Source organism: Janthinobacterium sp. EB271-G4-3-2 (genome assembly GCF_020858035.1).
GTDB lineage: Bacteria > Pseudomonadota > Gammaproteobacteria > Burkholderiales > Burkholderiaceae_D > Janthinobacterium > Janthinobacterium aestuarii.
Window position 1 is genome coordinate 669,536 of record NZ_JACYMG010000001.1, and the last position, 25,658, is coordinate 695,193.

Annotated in this window: 25 protein-coding genes and 3 pseudogenes; 12 read left to right on the forward strand and 16 right to left on the reverse strand. The window is 64.1% G+C overall.

Features of this window, described 5'->3' with window-relative positions; genetic code table 11:
* Positions 1–61: 61 nt before the first annotated feature.
* The 3 genes from IGS55_RS02765 to IGS55_RS02775 form a co-directional block, all read right to left on the reverse strand.
* On the reverse strand, positions 62–1,561 hold the full coding sequence (locus IGS55_RS02765) for an endonuclease/exonuclease/phosphatase family protein (protein ID WP_230515890.1): 1,500 nt from the start codon (positions 1,559–1,561) through the stop codon (positions 62–64).
* Positions 1,558–5,238, reverse strand: a complete 3,681-nt coding sequence (locus tag IGS55_RS02770) for a hypothetical protein (protein WP_230515891.1) — start codon at positions 5,236–5,238, stop codon at positions 1,558–1,560. Before IGS55_RS02770 ends, IGS55_RS02765 begins: the two co-directional genes overlap by 4 nt.
* 182 nt (positions 5,239–5,420) lie before the next feature.
* Complete coding sequence (locus tag IGS55_RS02775; protein WP_230515892.1) at positions 5,421–5,798, reverse strand: hypothetical protein; 378 nt, start codon at positions 5,796–5,798, stop codon at positions 5,421–5,423.
* A gap of 91 nt (positions 5,799–5,889) precedes the next feature.
* On the opposite strand from IGS55_RS02775, the gene IGS55_RS02780 reads away from it, so the two are divergent.
* Complete coding sequence (locus IGS55_RS02780) at positions 5,890–6,210, forward strand: hypothetical protein (RefSeq protein WP_230515893.1); 321 nt, start codon at positions 5,890–5,892, stop codon at positions 6,208–6,210.
* A gap of 46 nt (positions 6,211–6,256) precedes the next feature.
* On the opposite strand, the gene IGS55_RS02785 is transcribed toward IGS55_RS02780, so the two are convergent.
* A complete protein-coding gene (locus tag IGS55_RS02785) occupies positions 6,257–6,802 on the reverse strand; it encodes a hypothetical protein (RefSeq protein ID WP_230515894.1) in 546 nt (181 codons plus the stop codon).
* An 81-nt stretch (positions 6,803–6,883) separates the two neighbouring features.
* Here IGS55_RS02785 and IGS55_RS02790 point away from each other — a divergent pair, with 81 nt between their 5' ends.
* A complete protein-coding gene (locus IGS55_RS02790; RefSeq protein ID WP_230515895.1) occupies positions 6,884–8,074 on the forward strand; it encodes a low temperature requirement protein A in 1,191 nt (396 codons plus the stop codon).
* Between the two features lie 7 nt (positions 8,075–8,081).
* Here IGS55_RS02790 and IGS55_RS02795 read toward each other — a convergent pair whose 3' ends face one another.
* A complete protein-coding gene (locus IGS55_RS02795) occupies positions 8,082–8,612 on the reverse strand; it encodes a GNAT family N-acetyltransferase (protein WP_230515896.1) in 531 nt (176 codons plus the stop codon).
* Positions 8,613–8,692: 80 nt separating this feature from the next.
* Here IGS55_RS02795 and IGS55_RS02800 point away from each other — a divergent pair, with 80 nt between their 5' ends.
* Positions 8,693–9,259 (forward strand): helix-turn-helix domain-containing protein, encoded by a 567-nt coding sequence (locus IGS55_RS02800; protein WP_230515897.1) that lies wholly within the window; start codon positions 8,693–8,695, stop codon positions 9,257–9,259.
* A gap of 2 nt (positions 9,260–9,261) precedes the next feature.
* On the opposite strand, the gene IGS55_RS02805 is transcribed toward IGS55_RS02800, so the two are convergent.
* Positions 9,262–10,158, reverse strand: a complete 897-nt coding sequence (locus tag IGS55_RS02805) for a LysR family transcriptional regulator (protein ID WP_230515898.1) — start codon at positions 10,156–10,158, stop codon at positions 9,262–9,264.
* A 60-nt stretch (positions 10,159–10,218) separates the two neighbouring features.
* Between IGS55_RS02805 and IGS55_RS02810 the strand changes: the two are divergent.
* The 3 genes and pseudogenes from IGS55_RS02810 to IGS55_RS02820 form a co-directional block, all read left to right on the forward strand.
* A pseudogene (locus tag IGS55_RS02810) lies at positions 10,219–11,718 on the forward strand (MFS transporter); the annotation flags it as partial.
* A 231-nt stretch (positions 11,719–11,949) separates the two neighbouring features.
* Positions 11,950–13,518 carry an EAL domain-containing protein gene (locus IGS55_RS02815; RefSeq protein WP_230515900.1) on the forward strand — a complete coding sequence of 523 codons (1,569 nt, stop codon included), beginning with the start codon at positions 11,950–11,952 and terminating at the stop codon, positions 13,516–13,518.
* Positions 13,515–13,868 (forward strand): hypothetical protein, encoded by a 354-nt coding sequence (locus tag IGS55_RS02820; RefSeq protein WP_230515901.1) that lies wholly within the window; start codon positions 13,515–13,517, stop codon positions 13,866–13,868. The genes IGS55_RS02815 and IGS55_RS02820 overlap by 4 nt, the downstream gene beginning before the upstream one ends.
* A gap of 2 nt (positions 13,869–13,870) precedes the next feature.
* Here the strand turns inward: IGS55_RS02820 and IGS55_RS02825 are convergent.
* Both IGS55_RS02825 and IGS55_RS02830 read right to left on the reverse strand, forming a co-directional pair.
* Positions 13,871–15,223 (reverse strand): annotated as a pseudogene (locus IGS55_RS02825) (serine hydrolase).
* 141 nt (positions 15,224–15,364) lie between these two features.
* A complete protein-coding gene (locus IGS55_RS02830) occupies positions 15,365–16,288 on the reverse strand; it encodes a VirK/YbjX family protein (protein ID WP_230515902.1) in 924 nt (307 codons plus the stop codon).
* Positions 16,289–16,498: 210 nt separating this feature from the next.
* On the opposite strand from IGS55_RS02830, the gene IGS55_RS02835 reads away from it, so the two are divergent.
* Positions 16,499–17,050 carry a hypothetical protein gene (locus IGS55_RS02835; protein WP_230515903.1) on the forward strand — a complete coding sequence of 184 codons (552 nt, stop codon included), beginning with the start codon at positions 16,499–16,501 and terminating at the stop codon, positions 17,048–17,050.
* Between the two features lie 21 nt (positions 17,051–17,071).
* Positions 17,072–17,500, forward strand: a complete 429-nt coding sequence (locus IGS55_RS02840) for a GNAT family N-acetyltransferase (protein WP_230515904.1) — start codon at positions 17,072–17,074, stop codon at positions 17,498–17,500.
* Positions 17,501–17,545: 45 nt separating this feature from the next.
* Here IGS55_RS02840 and IGS55_RS02845 read toward each other — a convergent pair whose 3' ends face one another.
* Positions 17,546–18,568 (reverse strand): DNA-binding protein, encoded by a 1,023-nt coding sequence (locus IGS55_RS02845; protein WP_230515905.1) that lies wholly within the window; start codon positions 18,566–18,568, stop codon positions 17,546–17,548.
* A gap of 220 nt (positions 18,569–18,788) precedes the next feature.
* Between IGS55_RS02845 and IGS55_RS02850 the strand changes: the two genes are divergently transcribed.
* The gene (locus IGS55_RS02850; RefSeq protein WP_230515906.1) at positions 18,789–19,805 is read left to right on the forward strand and encodes a tyrosine-type recombinase/integrase; all 1,017 of its coding nucleotides are present in this window, start codon (positions 18,789–18,791) and stop codon (positions 19,803–19,805) included.
* A gap of 67 nt (positions 19,806–19,872) precedes the next feature.
* Here the strand turns inward: IGS55_RS02850 and IGS55_RS02855 are convergent, their stop codons facing one another.
* From IGS55_RS02855 to IGS55_RS02865, 3 genes are all read right to left on the reverse strand, one after another.
* Positions 19,873–20,244 (reverse strand): hypothetical protein, encoded by a 372-nt coding sequence (locus IGS55_RS02855; protein ID WP_230515907.1) that lies wholly within the window; start codon positions 20,242–20,244, stop codon positions 19,873–19,875.
* 332 nt (positions 20,245–20,576) lie between these two features.
* Entirely contained in the window at positions 20,577–21,008 is a 432-nt protein-coding gene (locus IGS55_RS02860; protein WP_230515908.1) for a hypothetical protein, read from the reverse strand.
* An 89-nt stretch (positions 21,009–21,097) separates the two neighbouring features.
* Positions 21,098–21,436 (reverse strand): hypothetical protein, encoded by a 339-nt coding sequence (locus tag IGS55_RS02865; protein WP_230515909.1) that lies wholly within the window; start codon positions 21,434–21,436, stop codon positions 21,098–21,100.
* Positions 21,437–21,552: 116 nt separating this feature from the next.
* On the opposite strand from IGS55_RS02865, the pseudogene IGS55_RS02870 reads away from it, so the two are divergent.
* Positions 21,553–21,753, forward strand: a pseudogene (locus IGS55_RS02870) (IS30 family transposase); the annotation flags it as partial.
* 36 nt (positions 21,754–21,789) lie between these two features.
* On the opposite strand, the gene IGS55_RS02875 reads toward IGS55_RS02870, so the two are convergent.
* The 4 genes from IGS55_RS02875 to IGS55_RS02890 all read right to left on the reverse strand — a co-directional run bounded on the left by IGS55_RS02875 (position 21,790) and on the right by IGS55_RS02890 (position 24,102).
* Entirely contained in the window at positions 21,790–22,242 is a 453-nt protein-coding gene (locus IGS55_RS02875; RefSeq protein ID WP_070310764.1) for a PaaI family thioesterase, read from the reverse strand.
* 33 nt (positions 22,243–22,275) lie between these two features.
* Positions 22,276–22,767 (reverse strand): MarR family winged helix-turn-helix transcriptional regulator, encoded by a 492-nt coding sequence (locus tag IGS55_RS02880; RefSeq protein ID WP_230515910.1) that lies wholly within the window; start codon positions 22,765–22,767, stop codon positions 22,276–22,278.
* A 341-nt stretch (positions 22,768–23,108) separates the two neighbouring features.
* A complete protein-coding gene (locus IGS55_RS02885; protein ID WP_230515911.1) occupies positions 23,109–23,249 on the reverse strand; it encodes a hypothetical protein in 141 nt (46 codons plus the stop codon).
* A 205-nt stretch (positions 23,250–23,454) separates the two neighbouring features.
* Entirely contained in the window at positions 23,455–24,102 is a 648-nt protein-coding gene (locus IGS55_RS02890; protein WP_230515912.1) for a TetR/AcrR family transcriptional regulator, read from the reverse strand.
* Positions 24,103–24,237: 135 nt separating this feature from the next.
* On the opposite strand from IGS55_RS02890, the gene IGS55_RS02895 reads away from it, so the two are divergent.
* Together IGS55_RS02895 and IGS55_RS02900 are read left to right on the forward strand one after the other, a co-directional pair.
* Positions 24,238–25,131, forward strand: a complete 894-nt coding sequence (locus IGS55_RS02895; protein ID WP_230515913.1) for an NAD(P)/FAD-dependent oxidoreductase — start codon at positions 24,238–24,240, stop codon at positions 25,129–25,131.
* A 21-nt stretch (positions 25,132–25,152) separates the two neighbouring features.
* Positions 25,153–25,443 (forward strand): hypothetical protein, encoded by a 291-nt coding sequence (locus tag IGS55_RS02900; protein WP_230515914.1) that lies wholly within the window; start codon positions 25,153–25,155, stop codon positions 25,441–25,443.
* The last annotated feature ends 215 nt before the right edge of the window (positions 25,444–25,658 follow it).

The window sequence follows — 25,658 nt, forward strand, 5'->3', positions numbered from 1 at the left end:
TTGCTCCTTGAATCAGTCATGATGTCCAGGGCGGACGCTCGCACCCGCCCGGACGCTCTGTCTACAGCACGGCAAACAGCGCCAGGTGGTCGCTGGTGCTGCGCAGGTAGCCGTAATTGGCCCAGCCGTTCAGCGTGCGCGCCTGGCCTACGGCATACACGGCCGCCGGCGATTGCGGCCAGGCCATGCCGGCGGGCAGGTTCGTAAATTGCGCGGCCAGCGGGCGCGTGCCGGTGGGCACGCCCGCAGGCATGGCGCCCGCCCGCGCGAACGGCGTGCCCGACACGGGATTCATCACCGTGAACTGGTAGTTATTCGCCGCCACCAGCGGGTTGACGAGCATATTGTCGATCGAGAAAAAGTTGCTGACCATATCGCTGCCGATATAGTTATAGCCGGGATACGGCGACGCCAGCAGCGCGCCGCCGGCCGTATTGTCGGACCACAGGAAGCGCGATTGCTGCGTCAGCTGCTGCTTGGTGCGCTTGGGGCGGATATGCGTGGCCAGGTAGCCCTGATACGCGTCCAGCGTCAGGTTCGGTGCCGCCGGCATGGCAGGCGGCGGGTCCAGCAGCGGTATGTAGTTGATCCCGCGCAACTGATCGTAGGCCGTGGTCCGCCCGCCCGCCCCGGGCGGCAGCGCGTGGATGGCGTTCAGATTGAAGTCGCCGCAGATCAGCTTGATTTCATTGTGCGGCGCGCCGGCGGGCGCCGCTACCACGTCGAGCAGGCCGCGCAGCAGGATATTGATGAAATTGGTGGCACCGCCGTGGTTGGGCGGCGCATGCACGGCAAACAGGGTCAGGTTGCGCGTGATGACGTTGGCCTGGTTGGTTTCCACGAAACTGACCATGAAGGGCTGGCGCAAGCCGTTGAAATTGACCAGGCCGCCAACGACGGGCGGCACGGCCGGCGCCGGCGCGGGCGCGAAGGCGATGCGCGCCGCCGCCATGCCCTCGGCCAGGCCGCCGTTGTACTGCGCGCCGGCCGGGATGATGCGCGCCGGTTGGCCTGGCGGGTTGAGCAAATCCTGGATGTTGGGCGCGCCGGCGCCCCCGGCCGGGTAGGCGGCGGGCACGGCGCCGGCCGCCACAGCCGACACGCCGCCGCCCGTCCACACGTTCGGCCCCGTGAAATAGCGCCGCACTTCCGTGGCCGTGCCGGCCGTGCCCGATATGCCGCGGTACAGCACGGCGACCGATTCCGTGCGCCCGTCCGTGCCCACTTTCAGCGGCGGCACCATGCGCCAGGCAGCGCGGTTGGGGTCGGTGGCGTCGTTGCGCAGCAGTTGCAACAGAAAGATTGCGCCCTGCAGGCCGCCCGTGTCGGGCGCCAGGTCGCCGGCGCCGGCCGCGCTGGCCGACACCTCGATCAGGACGAAAATATCGGGCTGCGTTGCGCGCAGGATAGTCAGGATGTGATTGCGGCGCTGCAGCGCGGCCACGGCCGGCAGGTTGCCGCCGCAGCGGCCGCCTTCGCCATAGCGGGGCCGCTTGCGGCTGGGATTGTTGACCTTGTTGATGCCGAAGTTCTCGATATTCCAGTACACGACGTTGGTCATGCTGCGCTCCCCAATGAGATGGCGGGCAATGCCAGCGCGGCCTGCTCCTGCTCCTGCTTCGGCTCCTGTCGGGCGGCCGCATCGGCGATGTACGCGGCATACCAGCCCAGGCTGCCCGTATTCTTCGGGTCGCCAAACAGGAAGAACTGGATGTTCGCGTCGGGCGGCAGCTTGGCGATGCCGAGGAACTTGATGGCGATATTGTCGAGCCGCAGGCAATAATAGTAGGACTCTTCGTCGGGCACTTTCTGGCGCATCAGCCCGATATTGTCGATGGCCAGCTTGAAGATGCCTTGCAGGCTGATCAGCCTGGCGCCCGGGGCCGCGCCGGGCAGCGACAGGCCGACGAAGACGGCTTGCTCGTCGTCGCCGGCGGTGCTGGCGGGCGACCAGGCCAGCAGCAGGGTCGAATGGAAGCCGGCGGCCGAGACGAGCGCGCCCGGCCCGCCCATGGTGACGTCGTACACGACGCCGTGCCAGGGCCCGTCGAGCGTGCCCAGGTTCAGCGCCGTGCTGACGGGCAGGAAGCCGAAATCGGCCGGCTTTTGTCCGTCGGCGGCGGCGATAAAGCCCGACAGTTCCAGGCCGAAGCCCTTGAACAGGCTGTCCGGCCTGGCCTGGCTGGCGTCGAGGTCGTAGGCCAGGTTGGTCGTCACCTCGTCGAAGCGCACGGCCGACGGCGTCGTCTGCGGATAGCGCATGTCGATCACCAGGTTGGAAAAGGCCAGGCCTGCGCCGTCCGGCGGCAGGTCCGGCGCCAGCGCGCCGAACGACAGCAGGTCCAGCGCGGCGCCCGCGCGGTCGTCCAGGCTGGCGAAGTCCAGCGTGCCCCAGACGGAAAAACGGTTCAGCACGGTCGCGCCCGCGTCGGTGGTGCCCAGGCAGTTGAACTGGATGCGCTGGAAAGCCACGTGGCGCAGCAGGTTGCTGTCGAGGCTGAATATCGACGGCGTGGCTTGCTCGAAGATGTAGATGCCGGTGCCATTCTGGTCGATATAGCTGCCGTCGAGTACCACGCCGTTGTTCGGCATCGCATTGCCGCCGAAGGTGGTGGCCGTCACGCGCGAGCCGAGCAGGCCGTTGACGGCCAGCTGCACGTAGCTCTTGAAGGTCTTGATGACGGCATTGTCGAACAGCACCTGCAATTGCAGCACGCGGAACGCATAGTTGTCGGTGTCGGGCAGGGCGATCGGCGTATCGGGCGGCAAGCCGTTGCGCTGGCCTGCGGCGAAGGCCGGGTCCTGGTAGTCGACCAGGCCGAAGGTGCTGGAATTGCCGTCGAGGGTAATGCTGCCGTCGCCATGCACCGTCACGCGGCTGGCCGTGAAGCCGAAATGGTGGGCGACGAAGCGCGTCAGGTCGAGGCCGGCCGCGATGCCCTGCAGGCCGGCGGGCAGACTGGACGGATCCAGGTCCGCCTGCAGCACCAGCACGCCCGTCCAGGCGGGATCGCTGACCAGCTCCAGGAAGTGCCGGTACGGCGATTCGGGATTGTCCGCCGCCAGCGCCTCGGCCGCTTCGATGATGTCCTGCAGCCACTGCGACAGCCCCGTGTAGGCGATGCCCTGGACGCCGGGGCCGGCGTCGGCGGCCAGCGAAAAATCGGGCGCGCCCGACCAGGCGTTCGGATTGGCGACGCGTTCCCTGACACTGCCGCTGCAATACTTGAGCAGCATCACGTTGCGGTAGGACGTGGGGGTCACGCCGACGCCCACCTGCGCTTGCATGGTCCAGCCCGCGATGCCCACGGTATTGTCGAAGCGCGCGCCGCCGTCCGACAGGTGGGCCGCGTTGACGGCCACCAGGAACAGCTGGTTGGTCTGCAAGGCATCCTGCAAGATAGCGTCCGGGAAGCGGAAGCCGAACGGCAAGACCTGGCCGCCGGCGCCCAGGGTCTGGCCCAGGGTCACCGACAGGAAGGCGTCCTGGTCCTGCGCCTGGCTGGACACGGTGGCGACAGCGCCCTGCGGCGTGGTGCGGTAGTGCGGCGCTTCCGCCACCGCTTCGCCGGCGGCCAGCCCGCGCACGCGGCGGCTGGCGGCCGCGCGCGCCTGCCAGGTGGCGCCGGCGCCGCCGGAAATGACGGCCTTGCGCGTGGCGGCCACGATGCTGCTTTCAAAGCTCGACAGCAGGGAGGCGCTGATATCGAGCGGGCCGCCGCTGACGGTGCCGCCATACGGCAACAGGGGAAAGGCGTGCGCGGCGCCCTGCGGCACGGGCAGCGCGGGCGGGGTCGAGGCGAGCACGGTGTCGGCGCCCACGGCGCGCAGCAAGGCGGCCGCCCGGGCGGCAGGCGGCAAGCCGTACATGGGACTGCCCGCCGGCTCCGCATGGTATTGCGGCATGGCCGCGCCGCCCTTGAGCACGCTGGCCCAGCAACTGAGGTAATCGGCCGTCAGCGGCGTGGCGACGTTACCGGAATCGGGCAAGTCCAAGGTCGCGGCCTGGAACGGGAAGACGGCCGCGTAGGCGGGCGAGGCGGGCACGAACAGCAGGCTGTCATTCTGCGGCGCGGCGCCATCATAGGTGGCCATGCTCAGCTGTTCCGAGCCGAAGATGCCGCATAGCAAGTTTGTCGGCGTCCCGGCAGCCTGGCCGCTGGCGTTCAGGCCGAAGCGCCCGGCCGGCGTCAGCAAGGCCTTGCTGGTGGCGGGCTGAGACGGTGATGGCGCGGCGCAGCCAAAGGCCAGGGCGCCCGACTGCAGGCCGATCACGGGCGGCTGCCCGCTGGCGGCGCCCAGCGGCAGCAAGGCCGTCGCATGGCCCAGTGCCGTGCGGTAGGTGGACGGCAAGGCGGGCTGGCCGGCCGGCAGCAGGCCGCAGCGCAATACGCCTTCCAGCCTTGCCTTGGCGGACAGCTTCTGATTGTAGGGATCGAGCGGGTCGACCGTGCCGACCCAGGCCAGGCTGGCCGGCAGCGCGGCGGGCGCGCTCAGCGCCGGGTAGAACAGCTGCTGCAGCTGGCCGCTGGCCGTGTCGCGCGCGCTCAGGGGGAAGCCGACGGCCAGGCCGCGGGGGCCGAAGGTGGCGGCAGGGTTGACGGTGGCCGTAAAGGTCAGGCAGCCCGCATTCGCGCCCGCCAGCGGCACGAAAGTGCGGATCGTGTTGCCGCCGCCCGTGACTCTTATGCCGATATCGCCGGCGTTGCGCTGGAAGGCCAGCGCCGGCGGCGTCGCCAGCGGCGCGGACAGCCGCAGACTGCCGCTGGTGGCGTCGATGGACAGGCCGACGCCGGACAGTACGTTGAACAGCAGGTCCTGTCCCAGCAGGAAATTGACATTGGTGCTGGTGGCAAAGCCCTTGGTCAGCGGGTTATAGCTGTAGCTGCAGCCGTAGTTCTTGAAGGGATCGGCCGGCGCCGCATCGGTGTCGCGCAGCCACAGCAGCGCGTTCAGGTTCAGTCCCGGGGACGACGACTGTCCGTCGATATAGGCGGCGAGGGCGGCGATGAAGGGGCCGGGCGCCGCGTCCAGCGCCGCCGGGCGGGCGCTGGCAAACACGTAGCTGCCCATGCGCTGCGGCGACAGGCTGTCGGCATAGCTGATGCTGTCCGGAGGCGTGGCCGGCGGCGCGACGGGCGGCAGCAGGTAGCCGGCCCAGGCATGGTCCGCCTGCGGCGGCGATTCATACAGGCTGACCTTGCTGGCGGGATCGGTGGCGACGAAGCTGAAACCCATGACAACCTCCACTCAAGACGCGACTCGGGCTGCGATGCGGCGGCACGGCGCGCCGTGCGGCATCGCAATCGTTTACAACGGATGGGCCCGAAAAGGGCGTCGGATGGCCAGGCTGGCTGCCTGGATGCGGTGGCGGGCCGCCATCCAGGGCGCCCGCCCGCAGGCGGGCGTGGAGTCGCCGCTTACTGCGAGTTGGAGGTAAAGGTGGCCAGCACGAAGCCCGTATAGGTATACACGGTGCCGCTGTCGACGATGTCGCCGGAGAGCAGCACGTTGTACAGCCCCGTGCTTTGCGGCGAGTAGGTGACCGTCAGGCCGGCTTTCCACGTGACGACGCCATTGCCCGTGTCGCTTGCCAGCTTGGCCGTGGTGAAACCGGTGCTGACGCTGGGATTCCAGTACGTGGTGCGGCCCTGGAACTGGAAGGCGATGCCGGTCTGGTTGTTGCTGTCGCTGCTGGCGATGGATAGCGCGATGGTGTTCGGCGTGGTGTTGGTGGTGACGCTTTGGCCGGCGGCCAGCGTATGGTTGGTGACTTCGACGCGAGGTAAGTTGGACATGACATTCTCCATGAGGTGATATCGGCCTGCACTTGCGGTGGGCGCCCCGTGGCCGAAGGTCCGGGGCAGTTGGGTAAGTCGGTGGAAAACGGTGTTGCAACGGCTTGGCGGCCATGCCATAAAAATGTGGCAGGACAATATGCAATGTCAAATAAAGACAAGACATTTAATATTAATCAATCCCGAATTGATTAATATATTTTTGTATTTGCTTATTCAAAAAATGGTTTCCGGCTATTCGGAATATAACCATGCCGGCGCTTGCGAATCACGAGTAGCGATTCTATGCTTATTTTTTTGCGCGATTCTCTCGAATTGTCGCAAAGGCAGCAATGGCGCGGCATCCGGGCGCGGCGCGGGAATGCGCCGCCGCCAATTTCGCGGCGGCAGACAAACCGGACAGGGAATGTAATTGAATATAAACGGTTTATTGAATTAAATGGATGCCATGCGCGGCTTTAGCGCGCGGCCGGCGCGGGCAGGGCCGGGCAGCGTTCAAAAACGGCCACCACCTTGCCGGTCAGCGTGTACTGCGTGCCGTCATCGAGGATGGGACCATCGATGAGGATTTGATACTGCTGCGGACCGAGCGCCTGGAAACGCAGGGTCAGTCCTTTCTGGAACGTCACGACGGTATCGCCGCGGTCGGCGTCCAGCTGCAGCAGGATAGTCGCCGTCGACAATAAAACCGTCCAGTACGCGGTGCCGTTGGCGCGCAGCGCCACCAGGGTGTTGTCGTTGATATCGTTGCTGGCCGTGGCGACGGCGTCGCTGTTGACCGTCAGCGCCATGGTTTGCGGCGCCCGGCACGCGGGTGCCGGTTCGGCCAGCCGGCGCGCCAGCACCGGGGCGTCGCCACCGAGCGATAGCAGCAGCACGGCAGCCAGCCAGGGGCCGCGCCAATTCAGCTGATACATGGTGGAGGTGGGGTCCCGCGCATGCGGCCCATCGTAGCGAAATTCGGCCGGAAGAGCAAACGCCTGCCGGCCGCGGCGCATCGCCATGGCCGCCATCCCCATCTGCTATCATCGTGCCGTTTTGGCCGGCGCCGCGGGCGCCGCTCCGGTTTTTATGCAAGGAAAAAAATGAATAATCGCATTTCCCTGCTGCGCCAGCGCGGCGTGCAGGACAGCGGCAAGGTGGGCATGATCGAGCTGTTCTTCGATCTCGTCTTCGTGTTTGCCGTCACACAACTGTCGCACGGCTTGCTGGCCCACCTGAGCGCCATGGGCTGGCTGCAGACGGGCTTGCTGCTGATGGCCGTCTGGTGGGTATGGATCTTTACGTCGTGGATTACCAACTGGCTCGACCCCGAACGCATTCCCGTGCGCATCAGCCTGTTCGCGCTGATGCTGGGCGGCCTGATCATGTCGGCTTCGATCCCCGAAGCGTTCGGCACGCGGGGGCTGGCTTTTGCCGGCGCCTACGTCGCCATGCAGGTGGGCCGGCCCCTGTTTGCCTGGTGGGCCGTGCGCCATGAAGCGCTGTCGCGCCGCCGCAATTTCCAGCGCATCGCCCTGTGGGCCATGCTGTCCGGCATCTTCTGGATCGCCGGCGGCCTCGCGTCGCCCGAACAGCGCATCTTCTGGTGGGTGCTGGCACTGGCGATCGACCTGGCCGGTCCCTGGATGCAGTTCGGCCTGCCCGGCCTGGGCCGCTCGACGACGGCCGACTGGGACGTCGATGGCAGCCACATGGCCGAACGCTGCGGCCTGTTCGTCATCATCGCGCTCGGCGAATCCCTGCTGGTGACGGGCGCCACGTTCGCGGGCCTGGAATGGACGGCCGCCAACTGGCTGGGCTTCCTGTCGGCCCTGGTCGGCAGTATCGCCATGTGGTGGATTTATTTCGACACGGGCGCCGAGGCGGGCCACCACCGCATCGCCCACTCGAAAGACCCGGGCCGCATCGCCCGCAAGGCCTACACCTATATCCACGTGCTGATCGTGGGCGGCGTGATCGTCAGCGCCGTGGCCGATGAACTGGCCCTCGTGCATCCGGACGAAGCGAGCTTCGCCGGCATCAGCGCCTTGCTGGGCGGCCCGATCCTGTATCTGCTGGGCAATGCGCTGTTCAAATGGGTCAGCAGCGAGCGCGCCGCGCCGCCGCTGTCGCATCTGCTGGGCATCTTGATCATCCTGGCGCTGATCCCGATGGCCTACGGCCGCCTGTATCCGCCCCTGACCCTGGCCTGCATCACCAGCTGCGTGCTGGTACTGGTGGCCGTGTGGGAGCATATGGCGCTGCGCCGCCCGCCGCCGGAGATCGATCCTTGATGCTTGCTTAGCCGGGCGGCGCGATGCCGTCCGGATCGCTGCGCGCATCGAGCTGCAGCTGCAGGAACGCCAGGTCCAGCCAGGCGCCGAACTTGGTGCCCACCTGGCGCATCAAGCCCGCTTCCTCGAAGCCCAGCTGCTTGTGCAGGGCGATCGAGCCGGCATTGCCCGCCTCGATGCCCGCCACCATCACGTGCTTGCGCAAGCCGCGCGCCCGCGCTATCAATTCCACCATCAAAGCCTTGCCGACGCCGGCGCCCCGGCGATCAGCGCGCACATACACGGAATGCTCGACCGTATGCCGGAAGCCCTCGAACGGGCGCCAGTCGCCGAACGAGGCGTAGCCAGCGACAGTTCCTTCCGCATCGATGGCGACGAGCACCGGATAGCCGGCCCGCTGGCGGTCGGCCAGCCAGGCGGCGCGGTTGGCCGCATCGACCGTGCGTTCATTCCAGATCGCCAGGGTGTTGCTGACGGCGTCGTTGTAGATGGCCAGTATGGCCTCGATATCGCCCGCGTGGGCATCGCGTATCTGCATGTTGCTCTCCTCGTCAAGCGTCTACTATAATGGACAAATCATAGGTTGCCGCTCACCGCTTGTCCAATAAAATAATATAAATGTCCACTAAACCAGACGAATTGAACCAGCGCATCGGCGCCAGGGTGCGCCTCGAGCGGGAAAGCCTGGGCTGGTCGCTGACGGACCTGGCGGCCCGCTCGGGCGTGTCGCGCGCGATGGTGCACAAGGTGGAGCGGGGCGACTGCAGCCCCACGGCCACCTTGCTGGCGCGGCTGTCGGGCGCTTTCGACATGAGCATGTCCGAGCTGATCGCGCGCGCCGAGATGCGCGCGGGGCGCTTGTTGCGCAAGGCGGAACAACCGGTGTGGACCGACCCGCAGAGCGGCTATCTGCGGCGGCACGTGTCGCCCGCGTCCGACATGCCGCTCGACCTCGTGCATATTACCTTGCCGCCGGGCGCCGTGGTGGCCATGCCGGCCGCCGCCTATGTGTCGCGGCGACAACTCATATGGTCGCTCAGCGGCAGCCTCGTCTTCATCGAAGGAGACACGCGTCACGTGCTGGACGAGGGCGATTGCCTGGAACTGGGTCCGCCCGCCGACTGCGTGTTTCGCAATGAAACGGCCACAGCGTGCACCTACGCCGTGGCGGTATTGAAGAACTGAGGTCAATCCAGCGCCGCCACGCGCAGCTGGGCAATGAAGGCGCGCGCGGCGGGCGCCTGTTCGTGGCGACGGAAGGCCACGGCGATTTCCGAGCTGATCCGCGGCCCTGCCAGCTCGCGGAACACCACGCCGGGCAATTGCACGCTGGCCATTACCGAGTGGGGCACGATGGCGCAGCCCACGCCCAGCGACACTTCCGTCAGCACGGCCACCAGGCTGCCGGGGCGCGACACCACCTGCGCCGCAAAGCCGCCGCGCCGGCTCACTTCCAATGTTCCCAATTCCTGTTCCGGCACGATGAACGCCTGCTGCGCCAGCGCGGCCGGCGCCGCCACCTCCAGCCGGGCGAGCGGGCTGTCCGCCTGCACGGCCAGCACGAAGCGGTCGCGCAGCAAGACCACGCTGTCGATGCCGTCCGGCAAGTGCAGGGGCGGGCGCACGAACGCCAGGTCGACCCGGCCCTGGTCCAGCAAGCCGGGCAGGGCATCCATCGCGTATTCGCGCGCGCCGATGTGGATGCCCGGGTGGCTGGCACGAAAGCGGGCAAACTGGTCCTGCAGCACGCCGGAATACGCGGCCGACGCCACGTAGCCGATTTCCAGCCGCCCCAGTTCGCCCCGCCCGGCGCGCCGCGCCACTTCCTGCGCTTGCGCCAGTTGCCCCAGCGCGCGCGTGGCCTCGACGACGAACAGTTCGCCGGCCGCCGTCAGGGACACGGCGCGCTTGCTGCGCTGGAACAGCCGCGTGCCCAGCAGCTGCTCCGTTTCCTGCACCTGCTTGGTCAGCGCGGGCGGCGAAATGCCCAGTTCCGCGGCGGCCCGCGCGAAGTGCAGGCTGTGCGCGACGGCCAGCACGCAGCGGAAATGCCGCAGTTCCATTTCTTTATCTGTATTCACCATGAGTAAATTATAAGGCTGCTGTCTTATAACAGGAAATAATACAAGCGTGCTTACAATCGGGGCATGAAGAATACCAACTGGACCTTATATACGTGCTCGGGCGTCTGCGCGCTGATCATGCTCGACACCAACGTCGTGGCCGTCTCCTTGCCGTCGATCGCCCGCTCGCTGAACGCCAGCTTCGTCGACGTGGAATGGGTGGTCAGCGCCTACATGCTGGCGTTCGCCTCGTTTTTGCTGCCCGCCGGCAGCATCGCCGACCGCCTGGGCCGGCGCAAGGTCATGCTGTTCGGCCTGGCCGTTTTCGCGCTGGCCTCCTTGTTGTGCGGCCTGGCGTGGACGCCGTTCGTGCTCAACGTGGCGCGCGCCGTCAAGGGACTCGGCGCGGCGCTGTTGCTGACGTCCGCCTTGGCCGTCATCGGCCACACCTTTCATGCGGAAAAGGAGCGCGCGCGCGCCTGGTCCGTGTGGGGCGCGGCCATGGGCGCGGCCATGACGGTGGCGCCCCTCTTGGGCGGCCTGATCACGAGCGCCATCAACTGGCGCTGGATTTTCTATTTGAACCTGCCCGTCGTCGCCATGTTGATGTGGCTCGTAGGCAAGCACGTGGACGAATCGAATGATGCGTCCAACGCTAGTTTCGACCCGCTCGGCGCGGCATTATTCTCCGCCGGCCTGTTCGCCATCATCTGGGGCTTGATCGACGCCAGCGTGGCGGGCTGGTCCAGCCGCGCCACCGTGCTGCGCTTCGTGGCCGGTGCGGCCCTGCTGGCCGTTTTCGTGCTGGTGGAACGGCGCCAGCGCGCGCCCATGGTCGACTTGTCGCTGTTTGGCCGGCGCGTGTTCGTCGGCGCCGTGCTGGGCATGTTCGGCTATGCGATCGCCGCGCAGGTGATGATGACCTTCCTGCCGCTGTACCTGCAGAACGCCTTCGGCTTTTCCGCCGTGCTGGCCGGCTGCGCCATGCTGCCGTTTGCCGTCGCCATGGTGGTGCTGTCCCGTCTGGCGCCGCGCGCCATGCGCCATCTGGACGACCGCGGCATTTTAGTGGCGGGCTTGCTGACCGTCGCTGTCGGCAACGTGGCCACGGCGCTGGCCGCCGCCAGCCTGCAGTACGGCCTGGTGGCCGCGGGCATGATCGTCACGGGAGCGGGCGCGGGATTGCTGAACGGCACCACGCAAAAGGCCATCCTCGCCTGCATCCCGCGCGAGCGCACGGGCATGGGCTCGGGCATCAGCACGACGACGCGCTTTGTCGGCATCGTGCTGGCCGTGGGCGCCTTGGGCGCCGTGCTGGCCATGCGCACGGCAGCCTCGTTCGACAAGCTGGCGTGGCTGCACGGCCTGAAGGCCTCGCCCGAAATGATAGGGCGCATCGTCGCCGGCAACGCGGCCGACGCCTTCGGCCAGCTGCCGCCCGCCCTGCAGGCCGTGGCGCAGGAAGCGGCGCGCCACGCCTTCATCGACGGTTTTGCCAGCGTGCTGTACCTGGCTGGCGGACTGGCGGCCGTGGTGGCGGCGCTGGTGTTCGTGCTGGCGCGGCCGCTGGAAAAAGTGTAACTGTTCAGCAATATCCGCGTGCGCGGCCTCTGCTTGTAATATGATGCCATCGAGAAATACATGGCAATCATATAACACGATCAATCAAGAGCGCCGAACAGAACCTTAGCGAGCGGCAGTGAGTTGTGGCTGAGAAGCGGAGCTGTGCGAAGCACGGGGCCGCCGAGGCAGTGAGCATCGGAAGCCGCAAATCGCGACGCGCAGTAGGTTATGTTCGGTGCGGAGAATCGCATGCGCAGAAAACGCATTATCTTCACCAGCGTACTGGTGGCAGTCATCGGCGTGGCCGCCCCCCTGAGCCTGGCCTTCTATTTATCGTCCGTGCGCGCCGAGCAGGGCGAGCAGGAACGCCTGCGGCTGCTGGCCGGCTACGCGCTCGAGCGCGCCCACCGTTCCATCGCTTCGGCCGGGCTCGCCCTGCGCAGCGCCGATGCGCTGGACCTGGCGCCGTGCTCGGACGCGCATATCCAGCAGTTGCGCCGCATCACCATCACCACGCGCAGCATCGACGATATCGGCTATGTGGAAAACGGCTTGCTCAAATGCACGTCCACGGGCCTGGAAGAGGCGCGCATCGCCGTCACGCCCGGCGACTTCACGCTGGCCAACGGCATGGGCATCGATTTCAACCTGCGCCCCGTCGTCAGCGGCGGCAAGCGCATGGTGGGCTTGTCCTACCGCGCCTACAAGGTGCTGATCGATCCCGTGCGCTTTTCCGACGTCATCGTCGACAACGACATCCAGATGGCCGTGGCCATCGGCAAGCAAGGCGTGCTCGACACCTTGCACCATCCCGATCCCGCGCTGGTGCAAAGCCTGCTCGCCGGGTTGCCGGCGACGGGAGACGCGGCGCACGACGGCAGCATCCATGCGATGCTGTACCGCGATGGCTTGACGGCCGTCATGATCGAGCCGCGCAGCAAGCTGAACGACAGGCTGCGCCGCGAACAGCTGCTGCTTTTGCCGCTGGGCTTGCTGATGGCCGCCTTTATCTTCGGCATCGTCGTGTGGCTGTCGCGCCGCCGCCTGTCGCTGCGCGGCGAACTGGAAACGGCGGTCGAGCGGCGCGAATTCTTTGTCCATTATCAGCCCATCATCGCACTCGACACGGGCGTGTGCGTGGGCGCCGAGGCGCTGATACGCTGGCGCCGCCCCGACGGCAGCATGATACGGCCCGACCTGTTCATCCCCGTGGCCGAGGAAAGCGAACTGATCCTGCCCATCACGGACCAGGTCATCGCCTGCGTGATCGCCGACATGCGCGCCGCGCTGCTGGCCGACCGCGAGCTGCACATCGCCATCAACCTGTGCGCCAGCGATATCGAGACGGGCAGGGTGCTCGACGTGCTGGAACGGGCGCTGGCCGGCACGGGCATCGAGGCGCAGCAGATCTGGCTGGAGGCGACGGAGCGGGGCTTCATCAACGTGGAAGCGGCCCGCGCCACCATCGAAAAGGCCAGGGCGCGCGGCCACGCGGTGGCCATCGACGACTTCGGCACCGGTTATTCCAGCCTGTCGAGCCTGCAAAACCTGCCGCTCGACGCCTTGAAAATCGACAAATCCTTCGTCGACACCATCGGCACGGACGCGGCCACCAGCAGCGTCACGCCGCACATCATCGCCATGGCCCGCACCTTGAACATGCTGATCGTGGCCGAAGGCATCGAAACGCAGCAGCAAGCGGACTATCTGCTGGAACGCAAGGTAGAATTCGGCCAGGGCTGGCTGTTTGCCAAAGCGCTGCCGGCCGCGGAGTTCCTCACCTTTTACCGGGCGCGCCGCGCGCCATCGTCCACATGAAACAGCCACGCTTTCCGTATGCCTTGCAGCCGCTGCGTGTTCCCGGCGGCTGGCACATCACCGTCAACACCCTGTTCGAAGTGGAGCCTGGCCCGGATACCATGCAATGGTTCAGCAGCGCATTGCTGCTGTGGGGCAGCTGCCGCGACAGCGGTTACTGCTTCAATTCGCACTTCGAGCCGGAAGACGATCCCGATGGCGAATTCGTGCTGGAGATGGGCAAGGTGGCATACGACCGCCACGGCAAGATCGTCCAGGGCAGCGACGCCTTCCTCGGTGAATTTCGCACGCGCAGCAAGGCGGCGTTTGTCGCGCGGGTCGAGCAATTCATGCAGGACCCGGCCGCTTGAATTTACGGCTTGCGCGGCAAGACGACGTCCTGCCCGCCCTGCTTGAGCACGGCGCCGGCGATCTTGCCCGCCGCATCGCGTGTAAATGCCAGTTCCGCCTCGATGGCACGGAAGAAAAACTGGTCCTTGGCGCTGGCAAACAAGGGGGCGGAGCCGACGCCCGTGCCGGCCGCTTCCAGGCCGTTCTTGCCCAAGGCCACCGTCAACGTGAATTCCTCGCCCAGCGGATACTCGCCCACGTACTCGGCCAATGCTGCGCGCGGCAGCTCGATGGCGGCTTGCGGCTTTTTCAGCGGCGGCAGCGGCGTGCCGGGCAGCAGGGCGGCCAAGCCCAGCGCATCGACGGTGCGCGCCGTGTTCGTCAGCACCATCACGCCCCGCTTGCCGTCCGTGGTGAACGCCGCATAACTCGAGTAGCCGCCCGTCTGGCCGCTGTGCCAGGCGTAGGTCTGGCCCTGTTGCTGCTCCAGCAGCCAGGCCAGGCCGATTTTCGTACCGCTATCGGGCGCCAGCGGACGCTGCGGCTGGATCGCCAGCGCGTACTGACGCAGCGGCTTGAACATGTACGCTTGCAAGTAGGAAATCATGTCGCGCGCGCTCGAATACACGCCGCCGGCCGGCGCCACCACATTTAAATCCCATGCGGGCGTCGGCTCGCCCGACAGCAAATGGCCGGGCGCCAGGCGCGCCAGCATGCCGTGCGTGGGTTTGTTCGAGGTGGAACGCATGCCCAGCGGCACGGCGATGCGCTTTTGCAGCAGCGCTTCATAGCTGGTGCCCGCCTGTGCCGCCAGGGCCGTGCCCAGCACGGCCTAGCCGATGTTCGAATAGTCAAATTTCGTGCCCGGCGCGCGGGGCAGGTGGTAGGCGGCGAGAAATTGCCGCTGTCTGGCTTCCGTGTAGTCGGCATACGGATTGGCCGGGTCCTTGGGCGCGAAATTGTCGGGCAGGCGCGGCAGCGAGGAGTAGTGCGTGGCCAGGTCGAGCAGGGTGATCGTCTTGCCGTCGAACGCAGGCACCGTATAGCCGGGCAATAATGCCGCCACCGGCTCATCGGGTTTGACCTTGTTTTGGACGACGGCGTCCGCCAGCAGCAAGCCCGTCATGGTCTTGGTGACGGAACCGATCTGGTAGACGGTATCGGCGCCCGGCTTGATGTTCTTGCCGGCATGTACGCTGCCAAAGCCGTAGACGGCGCTGTCCTTGCCGTCGATGATGGCGATGACGATGCTCGCGTGCATGCCCGTGCGCGTGAGTTCCTCGGCGCGCTGGCGCACGGCGTCGTCCAGCACGGGAGCGGCCAGCGCGGCGCCGCCGAGCAGGCAAAGGGGGAGAAAAGTAAAAGTGGATGTCATGGGAGCCTTGTCCTGGGTGGGCCGAATGCGCGCCAGTGCCTCGATAGGGTATCTGGCATGTCAAGTGAAGGATACGGCGCCAACATGAAGGTTGCCTGAGTTTTATGACATGGTTACCGGCTTGAAAATGCTTGTGCCTGCTCAATTGTCAGCCGCCGGCGCTTCCAGAAAATCCGCCAGCTGCGCGCGCATGCCGTCGGCCATGTCTTGCAGCAATTCGCCGCGCCGCCGCGCATCGGCGCGCTTTCTCGATGGCACGCCGGCCAGATCGGGCGCACGGTAGGGCGCGCAGGGCAAGTGATAATTGCCGTCGCGCATGCGCAAGGCGTGCAACTCCTGCCAGGCCAGGTCGTAGTCGGCGGCGATATGGCGCCGACGCCGCGCATTCAGGGCGATGCGGTTGTCATTGCTGATCAAGAACAGGTTATTGCAGGCAAAAAAATCGCCGAAATCGCGCAAGGCCGCCACCATCAGGTTTTTCGGACGGCAACCGTGCAGCGCCCGCGTGGCGTCCTTGACGGCCAGCTTGCCCGCTTCCGAGCGCAAGCCTTGCAGCGCGCCCAGCTGCAGCGAGACGCCATCGGCGCGCGGCACGAACAAAAAACTGGCCAGGTACAGGGGCAGGCCGTCGCGCGTCAGGCGCAGGCACAGTTCGCCCTCGCGGTAGCTGTCGTGGATGGCCGTCAGCTGCAAACGGTATTGCGCCCCATCCTTGCCGTCGAGCGCGGCCAGCACCACGGGTTCGCGCGCGGCCCGTTCGACCAGCGCGCGGGCGCCTGCTTGCCACAGGAAGCGGTAATGTCCTTCCAGCAAGGCCAGGCGATCCGCGCAACCGAGCCGGCGCGAGGCGTATGGGCGGTAGATCTTGAAGCGCAGGCAGGGATGCAGCTGCGCCAGCGAGCTCAAGCCCGGCATGCTGCCCAGGAAAGCGTGCCAGCGCGTGCGCTGGCGGGGAAAGAAGAGGGCGCCCAGCGCCGCTTTCATGCGGTGGCCGCTGGCGGGAGGCGGCGTCACTGCGGGCGGCACGGCGGCACTGTGGCGCAGGGTCAAAGCGATGTCATTCATGATTCTGCCGGAAAATGGCAGGCGCTGCACAATGAGAGCCTTGCCAACATGAATGCTACGCGGGCCAGGTGAAGTTCATATTAAGAGCCAGTCCCGGCAGATGAATACATCCGCTGCTGACTCCCCTCGGCAGGAACGGCAGATATAATTGGGCGGCAAGGGCGCCGCCGTAACCTTGAATACTGCCCCCAAACCAAAGCGAACGAACACTTGAGACATTATCTGTATATCTGGCACGACCCGGCCGAGCGCATGCTGGTTGCTTCCGGCATCGAATTCAACGATGTCATCCCCGCGCTCGGCGAGGCTGGCGGCATCGTGCTGCGCAAGGGCAGCGCCGGGACGCCCAGGAAACCTGCCGGCTACCAGACCCTGGCGCGGCAGCAATTGCCAGCGCTGGCGCATGAAGATATCCATGCCTGGGGCAGTCACGCCTGGGCCGATTGGCACGGCAAGCCACCCGCGTCCAAGGATGCTGCCGTGGCTGAGATGCTCGACCACCGTGGCGCGCTCACGCCGCTGCCTGCCTTGCGCAGCCGCTTTCTTGCCTTTGCCCATGACGACGGCTGGTATTTGAAGCTGTTGTATCGGGAATGGAGTGACGTGGCGGCAATGCTCGCGAGCGTCATCCCGCCAGCCCTGGGCACGCTCGATCTGGCGGCACTGCAGCAGGGAGGTGACGGCTACTGGCTGCAGGACGGCACAGTCCAGGCGGAACTGAAAACCCACGCTATCGACAGCGTGCTGAACCGCCGTCTGTAAAGAATGGATAGCGCGCCAGTTATGTGCCTGATTCGTCCTTTCGCCAATGCGGACACGCAGCCCTGCACCGCCATCCTGGCCCTGGCCGGACGCGACGCCTTCGGCCCCGTCGCCGGCAGCGCTACTTTTACGGCGGCGACGCAGGGCGAAGCCATCCTCGTTGCCGAACGCGGCGGCATCGTCACCGGCTTTGCCGCCGTGTACACGGGCGATGCCCCCGATTACTTCCTGCACCACCTGTATGTGCACCCGGCGCACGGCGGCTCGGGCATCGGCAGGCAACTGCTGGCGGCCGTCGTGGCGCGCTTCGGTCCTCGCCTGAACCTGAAAACGCAGCTGAGCAATACGGGCGCGCGGCGCTTTTATGCGCGCGCGGGCTGGGTCGAAGATGCGGCAGACAGCGGCGTGGACGCCATCGGCGCGTGGATACGGGTGCGCTATCGGCAGTAAAGCGTCAGATTCAGCGAGGCGCGCAAGGCAGCCATACAGACAGGTTCAAACATCGCGCTTCTTCTTGCTATCCGAAAGCAGGGCCATGCGCGCCGCCATACCGGCATTATCGCGCAGCAAGGCGTCGCGCTCCTGCGCCAATGCCTCCATTTTCTGCTGCGATAGTTGCCCGTTCTCCGCCAGCATGTCGAGCTGCCGGTCTTGCGCGGCCAGCGCCACCTTGGCGTCGTTCAGCGCCAGCAAGGCTGTGTCCAGCTTGGCCAGCAGGGCGTCGGCCGAGGCGGCCGCCTGCAAATATTGAAATTCAAACTGGTCGCGTTCGGGACGCACGGTGGCCAGGGTTGCGCGGTCCGCGGCCGCTTCATCAGTCAGGCGCGTGTGTTCGGCCTGCAGCTGCGCCAAACGCATGTCCTGCTGCACCAGGGTCGCCTGCTGGCCTTGCAGGCGCTGCTGTAGCTGCGCATTGTCCTGCTCCAGACGGCTGATCCGTTGCTGCGCCTGGGCCCGCTCCTCGTTGCGCTGGGCGGCGGCCGCTTCCTGGTAGTGGTCGAACTGCGAGCGCACCTGCGCCAGCTGGCGGTTCAGGGCCGCGATTTCCTCGCCGCGGTCGGCCAGGCGCTGCGTCAGGCCCGCGTTATCGCTGTGCAGGGTGGCCAGGGTGACGGCGCGGAAATGGTGTTCTTCCTTCAGTTGCGCCAGCGCATGCTGGGTGGCGCGCAATTCCTGGGTGAGGGCGGCGCGCGCCTCCGTCAGTTTCAACCGCTCCGTTTCCGTCTTTTTCAGCTTGTCCAGCGCCGCGTCCAGTTCGGCGCGGTTCTGCTGCATGCCTGTTTCCAGCTGCTGCGCCACGTCGCGCCGCTGCTTTTCATAGACGCCGCGCATCGCTTCCATCAGTTCGGCCGGCAAGCCTGACTCCGTTTTCACGGCGCCCGCACCCTGGAACTCTTCCTTCCAGCGTTTCAACAGGGGCGCGATGGTGCTCTTGCTGCCCGTGCTGCCCAGCGCTTCGCGCACGCTGTCGACCGTGGGATTGCGCCCATCGGCAGCGACGATTTGGGCTGCTTTCATAACATCAGAGTACAAAATGCCGGTGCGGGCCATAAAATCACCTATGAGCGAAATTTAGTAACGTATTACATGATACGTAATATCAAATAATATTACGATATAAATTTTCGTGATTTTTGAAAAATATAAGTTGCGATAAGATCGCTTATCGCGTGTTATGGGGGGCTTTGCATGCTATTCTGTGTGTCTCCCAGTACAAAACCCCGATTTCGCCGCCGCCATGCCCGATTTGCCCGTCCCGAAACGCCGTATCGCCTTGCCAAAAAACGCCGCCTTGGCTCCTGTACCGTTACACGGCGCCCTCGTCGATGCCGAGCTGGCCGCGCGCCACCAGGCGTTTCTCGCCGCCGCCACGTCCGACAACACGCGCCGCGCCTACCGTTCCGCCATCCGCCACTTCCAGGCTTGGGGCGGGGCGCTGCCCGCCGACGAGTCCACCGTCATCCGCTACCTGCTGGCGTATGCGGACAGCCTCAACGCGCGCACCCTGGCTCTGCGCCTGACGGCGCTGTCGCAATGGCATGTCTACCAGGGCTTTGCCGACCCCGCGTCCACGCCCACCGTGCGCAAGACCCTGGCCGGCATCGCCCGCCTGCATGGCAAGCCAAAGAAGAAGGCCAAGGCCCTGCCTCTGGAAGATCTGGAAGTGATCGTGTCCAAACTGGCCGCGCTGGGCACCAGCAAGGCCTTGCGCGACAACGCCTTGCTGCAGCTGGGATTTTTTGGCGGTTTCCGGCGCAGCGAACTGGTGGGATTGACCGTGGAAGACGTAAGCTGGGAGCCGCAAGGCATGGTGATCACCTTGCCCCGCTCGAAAACGGACCAACTGGGGGAGGGCATCGTCAAGGCGATTCCGTTCGGCGACGGCGTCTGCTGCCCGGCCACTGCCTTGCGCGCCTGGCTGGCCGCGGCGCACATCCGTTCCGGGCCGCTCTTGCGCACGGTGAACCAGTGGGGACATGTGGGCGCGAAGGGACTGCACGCGAGCAGCATCAACACGATATTGGAAGGCTGCGCCAGGCTGGCGGCGCTCGATTACGTGCCGGAACTATCGAGCCACAGCCTGCGCCGCGGCATGGCCACCAGCGCGCACCGCGCCGGCGCCGATTTCCAGGCCATCAAGCGCCAGGGCGGCTGGCGCCACGACGGTACCGTGCATGGCTATATAGAAGAGGCGGGCCGCTTCGAGGAAAATGCGGCGGGGAGTTTGTTGAAGGGGAAGAAGACGGCGGGCTGAGGGCGTCCGGCAAGACCTTGCAGTGCGCCTTCAGCGGATGTCTGTGCGGGCGCAGCAAGCTGGGGCATTACACCGGGTTTTCTTCGACACGCTCCATTTCCAACTCGGTAGCAGAGCTTAATTGCGCCGCAATAAGAGCGCTCAGATCCACGTCCACACCGCCATCGGATACGTCCGCGCAGGTATCGATAATTAGCTGAAAACAGTTGTCGCGTATCTCCCGCGTATCTATATCCGGCGGTGGAGGCGCCAACAGAGCGATTTCCAGTCCAAGCGCGAAGGCGCGATACGCCGGATATTCTTCGTATTTCCCTTCCTCGTCAGGCGAGAACCTGATGCCAAGTGCCTCAGCCAGAATGACAACCGTGGCTTCGAATGGCAGCGTTGGCCGAATGTTCAGACAAGCCGTAAAGTAGCTTCCGCTTTGACAATTTCGCATGCAACCTCTGGTGTAAATTTAAAATAGATGATCTCTTGTCACGTCACGTTTGGACGCCCGCTCCTGGCCGGAAGAAGCCACCTCAAATGCCATACTTGTTGTGAACGGCGGCCTCAAGCTCAGCCTGCGCCAAGCCTCCTCTCCGCCAAAACGCAAAAAAATACTCTAAAGTTCCGGCAGAAGCCGGTGATGAATCGCTTCGCCACAGCGGCGACTGACTTAGCAGCCTCAGGCAATTGTGAAGTCACTCTTCCTATCGCCTCAATCATGAATCGCTGTGCTAAAACAAGTTCGAGTCTCTTGTGAACGTCTGGATTTGGCCGGAGCCGGCATCACAGTTTCTGATATAGAAATGTTGGGCACGTTCCCGCCCCATCTTTGCTAAATTTAACCACCTGAGTCAGCACAGCGGCGACGTCATGATACTCGGTCAGCGTCAACACCTTGTCTTGGTCGGTATCACGCTCACAGGACAAGACAGCGTTGGATTCGTAGCGCAGAACATGCAACAACGCTTGCAAAAACATATCTGGGCTTGGCCAAAGATATGCACGCTTACGGTCAAGTGTCGGCAGTAGAGCAATCACTTTTCCCTCACCGTCGCCACACTTCACAAGCTTGCCAAGCAAAGTCTCGCCCACATAGCAAAGCAATTCGTCAGTCTCTCCGAAGGACGTGACAAACGGCTGTATCGAAATAGTTTCTACTTGTGCCGGAATACGTAGCCAAAATGAATCCGGTGAGAATACGAACGTTGAGGTCATTACAAATCTGATGAGGTTAAAGTAAGGTACTGGCTGTCTGCTTGTGGCCGGGTACCGACCGAGACATAAAATCCTCCTGCAGCACAATCTCACGCGCAAGAAAATACGTAGCTACGTGACCGCTTCATAAAACCCGCTGCAAGAGGAGCGACGCCATTCGGATTTGTAACAAACTCAAATTTTCTTGGGCAGATTCGCGCAGCTTCGCGTTGCGCGTGAATGAATATGCGCTGTTCAATTGAACCCTCAGTTTCAGCTAGCGCCGGTGATGCTGTCACTACCAACATATGTTTGCCATTACCGAGAGCTTCATGCTCTGCTGCTACACCACCGGTAATGCCAACTGACCCGGTATCTTCTGTAAGTGCGGCATGAGAACAGCCGCCAAATAAAGATATAAAAGCAAGCATGAGGAGCGAATTTTGCATCTTTTCTTATACCTGATGTATTCAGTCGTAGATTGCGAGAGGCAGCTTCTGGTTGCGGATTCAATCGGGGGTCGCAACACGCTAACCTAAACGCCTAGGTTACAGGAGTGTTGAAGATGAAACAGAAACCACGAATTTATTATACCGAGAGCCAGAAGGCCTTGATGTGGGAACGCTGGAAGCAAGGCAACTCCCTGCAGATGATAGCCCAGCTATTTGATCGGAATCACTCGTCGATACAGCGGATTCTGGCTGAGTCTGGTGGCATACGGCCAGCGCCGCGATGCCGTTCCCGACTGGCGCTGACGCTGGCCGAGCCAGCTATACAGCCTACCATCTTCTGCTGGACCGTATCACGCGGCCGCTTGCTCCCGGGGGCGGATGATCATGCAGGTGGCCGTCGCGTGCGCGTAGACTTTGCCGGCTTCGTCGCGGATCGTGCCTTCGGAAATGACCAGGTTGCGGCCCGCATTGATGACCTTGCCTTCCGCAAAGACCGTCACGTTGAAGGGCAGGGGACGGCACATCTTGATGTTCAGGTCCGTCGTGCCATAGCTTTCGCCGGCCGGCAAGACCGTGTGCGTGGCGCAGCCCGTGACCGTGTCGAGCACGGTGGCGGCGAAACCGCCGTGCACGCCGCCCATGGGATTCGTATGATTTTCATTCGCCGTGGCCGTGAAGATGACTCTGCCGTGCTCGATCGTATGCGCATCCATGGGCATGGTCTTGGAAATGCCGGGCCGGGGAAACAGGCCTTGCGCGAACGCTTGCATCAGTTGCAAGCCGGTCATGTCTTTCGGGTGCATGGGTAACTCCTGTGGTGGTGATGTGGGGATGAATCAGACGTCCTGCGCAAAACGCAGGCGCGAGGCGTGCAGCAGGAAGCGGGCGACGATGGCCAGTTCTTCCTCGCTGAAACCGGCTTTCAGTTGTTCATTCAGGCTGTCGAGCAGGGGCAGGGCGGCGGTCAGCACCTCGCCGCCCTTGGGCGACATGTGCAAAGTGCCGGCGCGCGCGTCGAGCGCCGACTGGCCCCGCACGATCAGGCCGTTTTCTTCCATGCGCGCCACCAGGCCCGTCACGGCCGAGTTTTTCAGCTGCAGCGCCCGCCCCAGATCCTTCAACTGGCAGCCTTCCTCACCCTTCAGGGCAAACAGGGCGACCACTTGCGTGCCGGAAAAGCCCAGTTCGCTGGTGAACACGGCATCGGCCGAGCGGAACAGGTTCTGGCGCGCCAGGTTGAGCAGATTGAACAGGCGCGGCGAACGCTCGCCCAGCGGGCAGGCGGCGACATCGGGAAGGTCGGATTGGGGAGAGGTATTGGTACGCATGCGGAGTATACTACTACGTATGCGTAATAAAGCAAGCATCGATGTTCAAGTACCAGCGGGAGGCAAATGTCCACTGGCGGTCTACGGGGAATTCGCCAGGATGAAGACTGCCTTTGCGCATGACCTACGGGGCGCAATAATATTGGCACCCTGCATTACGGGGTTACTAAATGTGTCAACAACGTTAGAATCCGGAAAAATCGAAATAAGCGGCATTTTGTCTGTGATCCGCCAGTACAGAATAGGGCCCGAGACAGGACCGCCTTTGCGGCCAAAAGCCGCGCGCACTATTGCGTCCTTGTTGAACGAGAAAATTTGCTGCAGATCCGGGTCGATCAATGTCAAGTCTTGCCAACCAATGCAAGTTGCGTCCAGTCGGTCAGATTTTCCGGTTCGGGCTTCACACAGCCGAACAACGGTAATGCAATCAGCGATATGACTAATTTTCTGCGCATGGAACCTTCCCAAGTTACGGCGGCCATGATTTCCACGATCCTGGATAGGTGTAGCAGCTCGCGTTTCAAACCGTCCGTGCTCGCATTCGACGCCGATTTCGGCTCGAATTAACTGCAAATGACGGTATCATTAGCCAATGATCAGCATGCGGGCCATTAGCTCGGGATCGACTGATGGTCGGTTTGAGTCGGTAGATTTGCCCAGGCCAAGCTGCCCGAAGCAATCAAATGCTTATCTGCCCGCGTGGTCGTTGCCACCGTGCGCGGCGATGAACATGGCGACGGCCGAGCGGCAATAGGATTCGATTTCGTTGTCGTCCTCCGCTATCGCATCATTGAAGCGTGCGATGATCAGCAGATCGGAGCCCTTCAAAAGCGCGGCAAACAAGCGGGCGGACAGGAGAGGGTCGGGCACGTTCAGAACCGCCCTCGCGTGCAACCGACGCAACAGAGCCTCGATTTGGGCGATGACATGGGCGGGGCCGGCTTCGTATTGGAGCTTGCTTAACGACTTTTGATTTGTCTTGTCGATCAAGATCATGGCTTCGACAAGACGGACGTCCGGACTCAAGAACGTGCGAAGCAGGGATGACCCCACCGCCATGAGCTGATCCGCGGCCGAACCGTCGACGCCTTCAAACAGAGCCTGTGGCGCAAACTGATGGCAGCGGGCCGCGATGGCAGCGCTAAACAGCGCCTCCTTGTTCTCGAAGTGCCGATAGATGCTTAGCTTGGATATCTTCGCCCGCTGGGCGACCTTGTCCATTGTCGTCGCTTGAAAACCCAATTCCACAAAAAGTTCGCACGCGGCATCGGCGATCGTTTGACCAAGCGCCTCGTTGGCGGGCCGGCCGCGCCGGCCCTGATTTTTTTCAGTCATAAAAATTCCAGTACTTGACAGTATCCAATTCTTTAATTAGGATACCATGAAGTATCCAAAAGGTGCAAACCCAATGGGCAGGTTATCGCGCGCCAGGCGCAGCCCACCCTTCATCCACACACGGAGCCCATCACCATGAATGACGTCATCATCATCGGCGGCAGCTTTGCCGGCCTCGCCGCCGCCCTGCAGCTCGGCCGTGCCCGCCGCAAAGTCACGGTCCTCGACACTTGCCGGCCGCGCAACCGCTTTGCCGGCCATTCACATGGCCTGCTCGGCCACGATCACAAGCCGCCGCTGGACATCCTGGTCGAGGCGCGGCAGCAGTTGGCGCGCTATCCGACTATCAGGCTGGTCACTGCCCGGGCCGACAGCATCTCCGGCGCAATCGACGATTTCTGCGTCGTTACTGACGATAACGAAAGCCTAAGGGCACGCCGCCTGATCCTGAGCTATGGCGTCGTCGACCAGATGCCTGATGTCCCGGGCTTCGCCGAAGGCTGGGGCACGTCCATTGTGCCTTGCCCCTATTGCGACGGCTTTGAAGTCGCCGGCCAGCACTGGGGCCTAGTCTGGTCCGGTCCGCAGTCGCACAATTATGTCAGGCTGTACCACGATTGGACAGAGACGCTGACGGTCTTCGCCGATGGTCACGACATTCCACCCGATATCCGGGCCGATCTGGCGTGCCGCAACATACCTGTCGTCGATGGCCAGATCACGGAAATCGCCCGACACGGAGGCCATAATGCCACTGTCAAGCTCGCTAGCGCCCCCAATGTCGCGGTCGACATCCTGTTCGCGCATCCGCGCAACAAGCCGTCTGCAAGCCTGCATGAATCACTGGGCCTCGCCACGCTCGATACGCCCCTGGGCATCGCCCTCAAGGTCGACGAGCGCCGCGAAACCAGCATACCCGGCATCTACGCCGCCGGCGATCTTGCAAACCCAGCCATGGCCTCGGTCACCACGGCCATATCGCAGGGCGCGACGGCTGGTATCTCCGCACAGCAATCGCTGCTGGTCTGAAAGCACAGATTTGAGATGAGCATGGCCATCGAACCCGGCAGCACGGGTGTGCGCTTCCCTCCGCCTTTCATCTATCCGGGAGCGCTGCTGTCGGGGTTGGCGGCGGAGCGGTTCGAACGCGCCGTCGCGCTCGCAATCCCTTACCCACTCACGGTCATGAGCCAGCTGACGTTCCCCGCCCAGCTACGCCGGAGCTGGTACATGGGGCTGCTTCAACTGTCTGGAAGCGGCTGGGTGGCCACCACCCGCGATCTCGCTCTCCAGGCGGAGCTACAAGAGCGCCTGCGGACGAGCATGCCCGCGCCTCTATAGTACTACCGGGCGATGCTGCGACCCGGCATGCTTGGGGCGACGCGCCGCATGTCTCAGCCGATCGCGGTGCCCCTGTTGCAGCTTCACGGTACCAACGACGGCCACTTCCTACACCTCGAGCCCCCGAGGCGATTGCGGAACGGAGCGCGGCGTGGGGCCGACTCGTGTCATCCCCCTGCCTCGATAAAAGGGGACGAGTTAAGAACGAATCAGAA

What these genes read in the sequence shown, in the direction of transcription:
- IGS55_RS02765 (WP_230515890.1), bottom strand. Translation starts at nt 1,561, where the DNA reads ATGACCAACGTCGTGTACTGGAATATCGAGAACTTCGGCATCAACAAG.
- IGS55_RS02770 (WP_230515891.1), bottom strand. Translation starts at nt 5,238, where the DNA reads ATGGGTTTCAGCTTCGTCGCCACCGATCCCGCCAGCAAGGTCAGCCTG.
- IGS55_RS02775 (WP_230515892.1), bottom strand. Translation starts at nt 5,798, where the DNA reads ATGTCCAACTTACCTCGCGTCGAAGTCACCAACCATACGCTGGCCGCC.
- IGS55_RS02785 (WP_230515894.1), bottom strand. Translation starts at nt 6,802, where the DNA reads ATGGCGATGCGCCGCGGCCGGCAGGCGTTTGCTCTTCCGGCCGAATTT.
- IGS55_RS02790 (WP_230515895.1), top strand. Translation starts at nt 6,884, where the DNA reads ATGAATAATCGCATTTCCCTGCTGCGCCAGCGCGGCGTGCAGGACAGC.
- IGS55_RS02795 (WP_230515896.1), bottom strand. Translation starts at nt 8,612, where the DNA reads ATGCAGATACGCGATGCCCACGCGGGCGATATCGAGGCCATACTGGCC.
- IGS55_RS02800 (WP_230515897.1), top strand. Translation starts at nt 8,693, where the DNA reads ATGTCCACTAAACCAGACGAATTGAACCAGCGCATCGGCGCCAGGGTG.
- IGS55_RS02805 (WP_230515898.1), bottom strand. Translation starts at nt 10,158, where the DNA reads ATGGTGAATACAGATAAAGAAATGGAACTGCGGCATTTCCGCTGCGTG.
- IGS55_RS02815 (WP_230515900.1), top strand. Translation starts at nt 11,950, where the DNA reads ATGCGCAGAAAACGCATTATCTTCACCAGCGTACTGGTGGCAGTCATC.
- IGS55_RS02820 (WP_230515901.1), top strand. Translation starts at nt 13,515, where the DNA reads ATGAAACAGCCACGCTTTCCGTATGCCTTGCAGCCGCTGCGTGTTCCC.
- IGS55_RS02830 (WP_230515902.1), bottom strand. Translation starts at nt 16,288, where the DNA reads ATGAATGACATCGCTTTGACCCTGCGCCACAGTGCCGCCGTGCCGCCC.
- IGS55_RS02840 (WP_230515904.1), top strand. Translation starts at nt 17,072, where the DNA reads ATGTGCCTGATTCGTCCTTTCGCCAATGCGGACACGCAGCCCTGCACC.
- IGS55_RS02845 (WP_230515905.1), bottom strand. Translation starts at nt 18,568, where the DNA reads ATGAAAGCAGCCCAAATCGTCGCTGCCGATGGGCGCAATCCCACGGTC.
- IGS55_RS02850 (WP_230515906.1), top strand. Translation starts at nt 18,789, where the DNA reads ATGCCCGATTTGCCCGTCCCGAAACGCCGTATCGCCTTGCCAAAAAAC.
- IGS55_RS02855 (WP_230515907.1), bottom strand. Translation starts at nt 20,244, where the DNA reads ATGCGAAATTGTCAAAGCGGAAGCTACTTTACGGCTTGTCTGAACATT.
- IGS55_RS02860 (WP_230515908.1), bottom strand. Translation starts at nt 21,008, where the DNA reads ATGACCTCAACGTTCGTATTCTCACCGGATTCATTTTGGCTACGTATT.
- IGS55_RS02865 (WP_230515909.1), bottom strand. Translation starts at nt 21,436, where the DNA reads ATGCAAAATTCGCTCCTCATGCTTGCTTTTATATCTTTATTTGGCGGC.
- IGS55_RS02875 (WP_070310764.1), bottom strand. Translation starts at nt 22,242, where the DNA reads ATGCACCCGAAAGACATGACCGGCTTGCAACTGATGCAAGCGTTCGCG.
- IGS55_RS02880 (WP_230515910.1), bottom strand. Translation starts at nt 22,767, where the DNA reads ATGCGTACCAATACCTCTCCCCAATCCGACCTTCCCGATGTCGCCGCC.
- IGS55_RS02885 (WP_230515911.1), bottom strand. Translation starts at nt 23,249, where the DNA reads ATGGCCGCCGTAACTTGGGAAGGTTCCATGCGCAGAAAATTAGTCATA.
- IGS55_RS02890 (WP_230515912.1), bottom strand. Translation starts at nt 24,102, where the DNA reads ATGACTGAAAAAAATCAGGGCCGGCGCGGCCGGCCCGCCAACGAGGCG.
- IGS55_RS02895 (WP_230515913.1), top strand. Translation starts at nt 24,238, where the DNA reads ATGAATGACGTCATCATCATCGGCGGCAGCTTTGCCGGCCTCGCCGCC.
- IGS55_RS02900 (WP_230515914.1), top strand. Translation starts at nt 25,153, where the DNA reads ATGGCCATCGAACCCGGCAGCACGGGTGTGCGCTTCCCTCCGCCTTTC.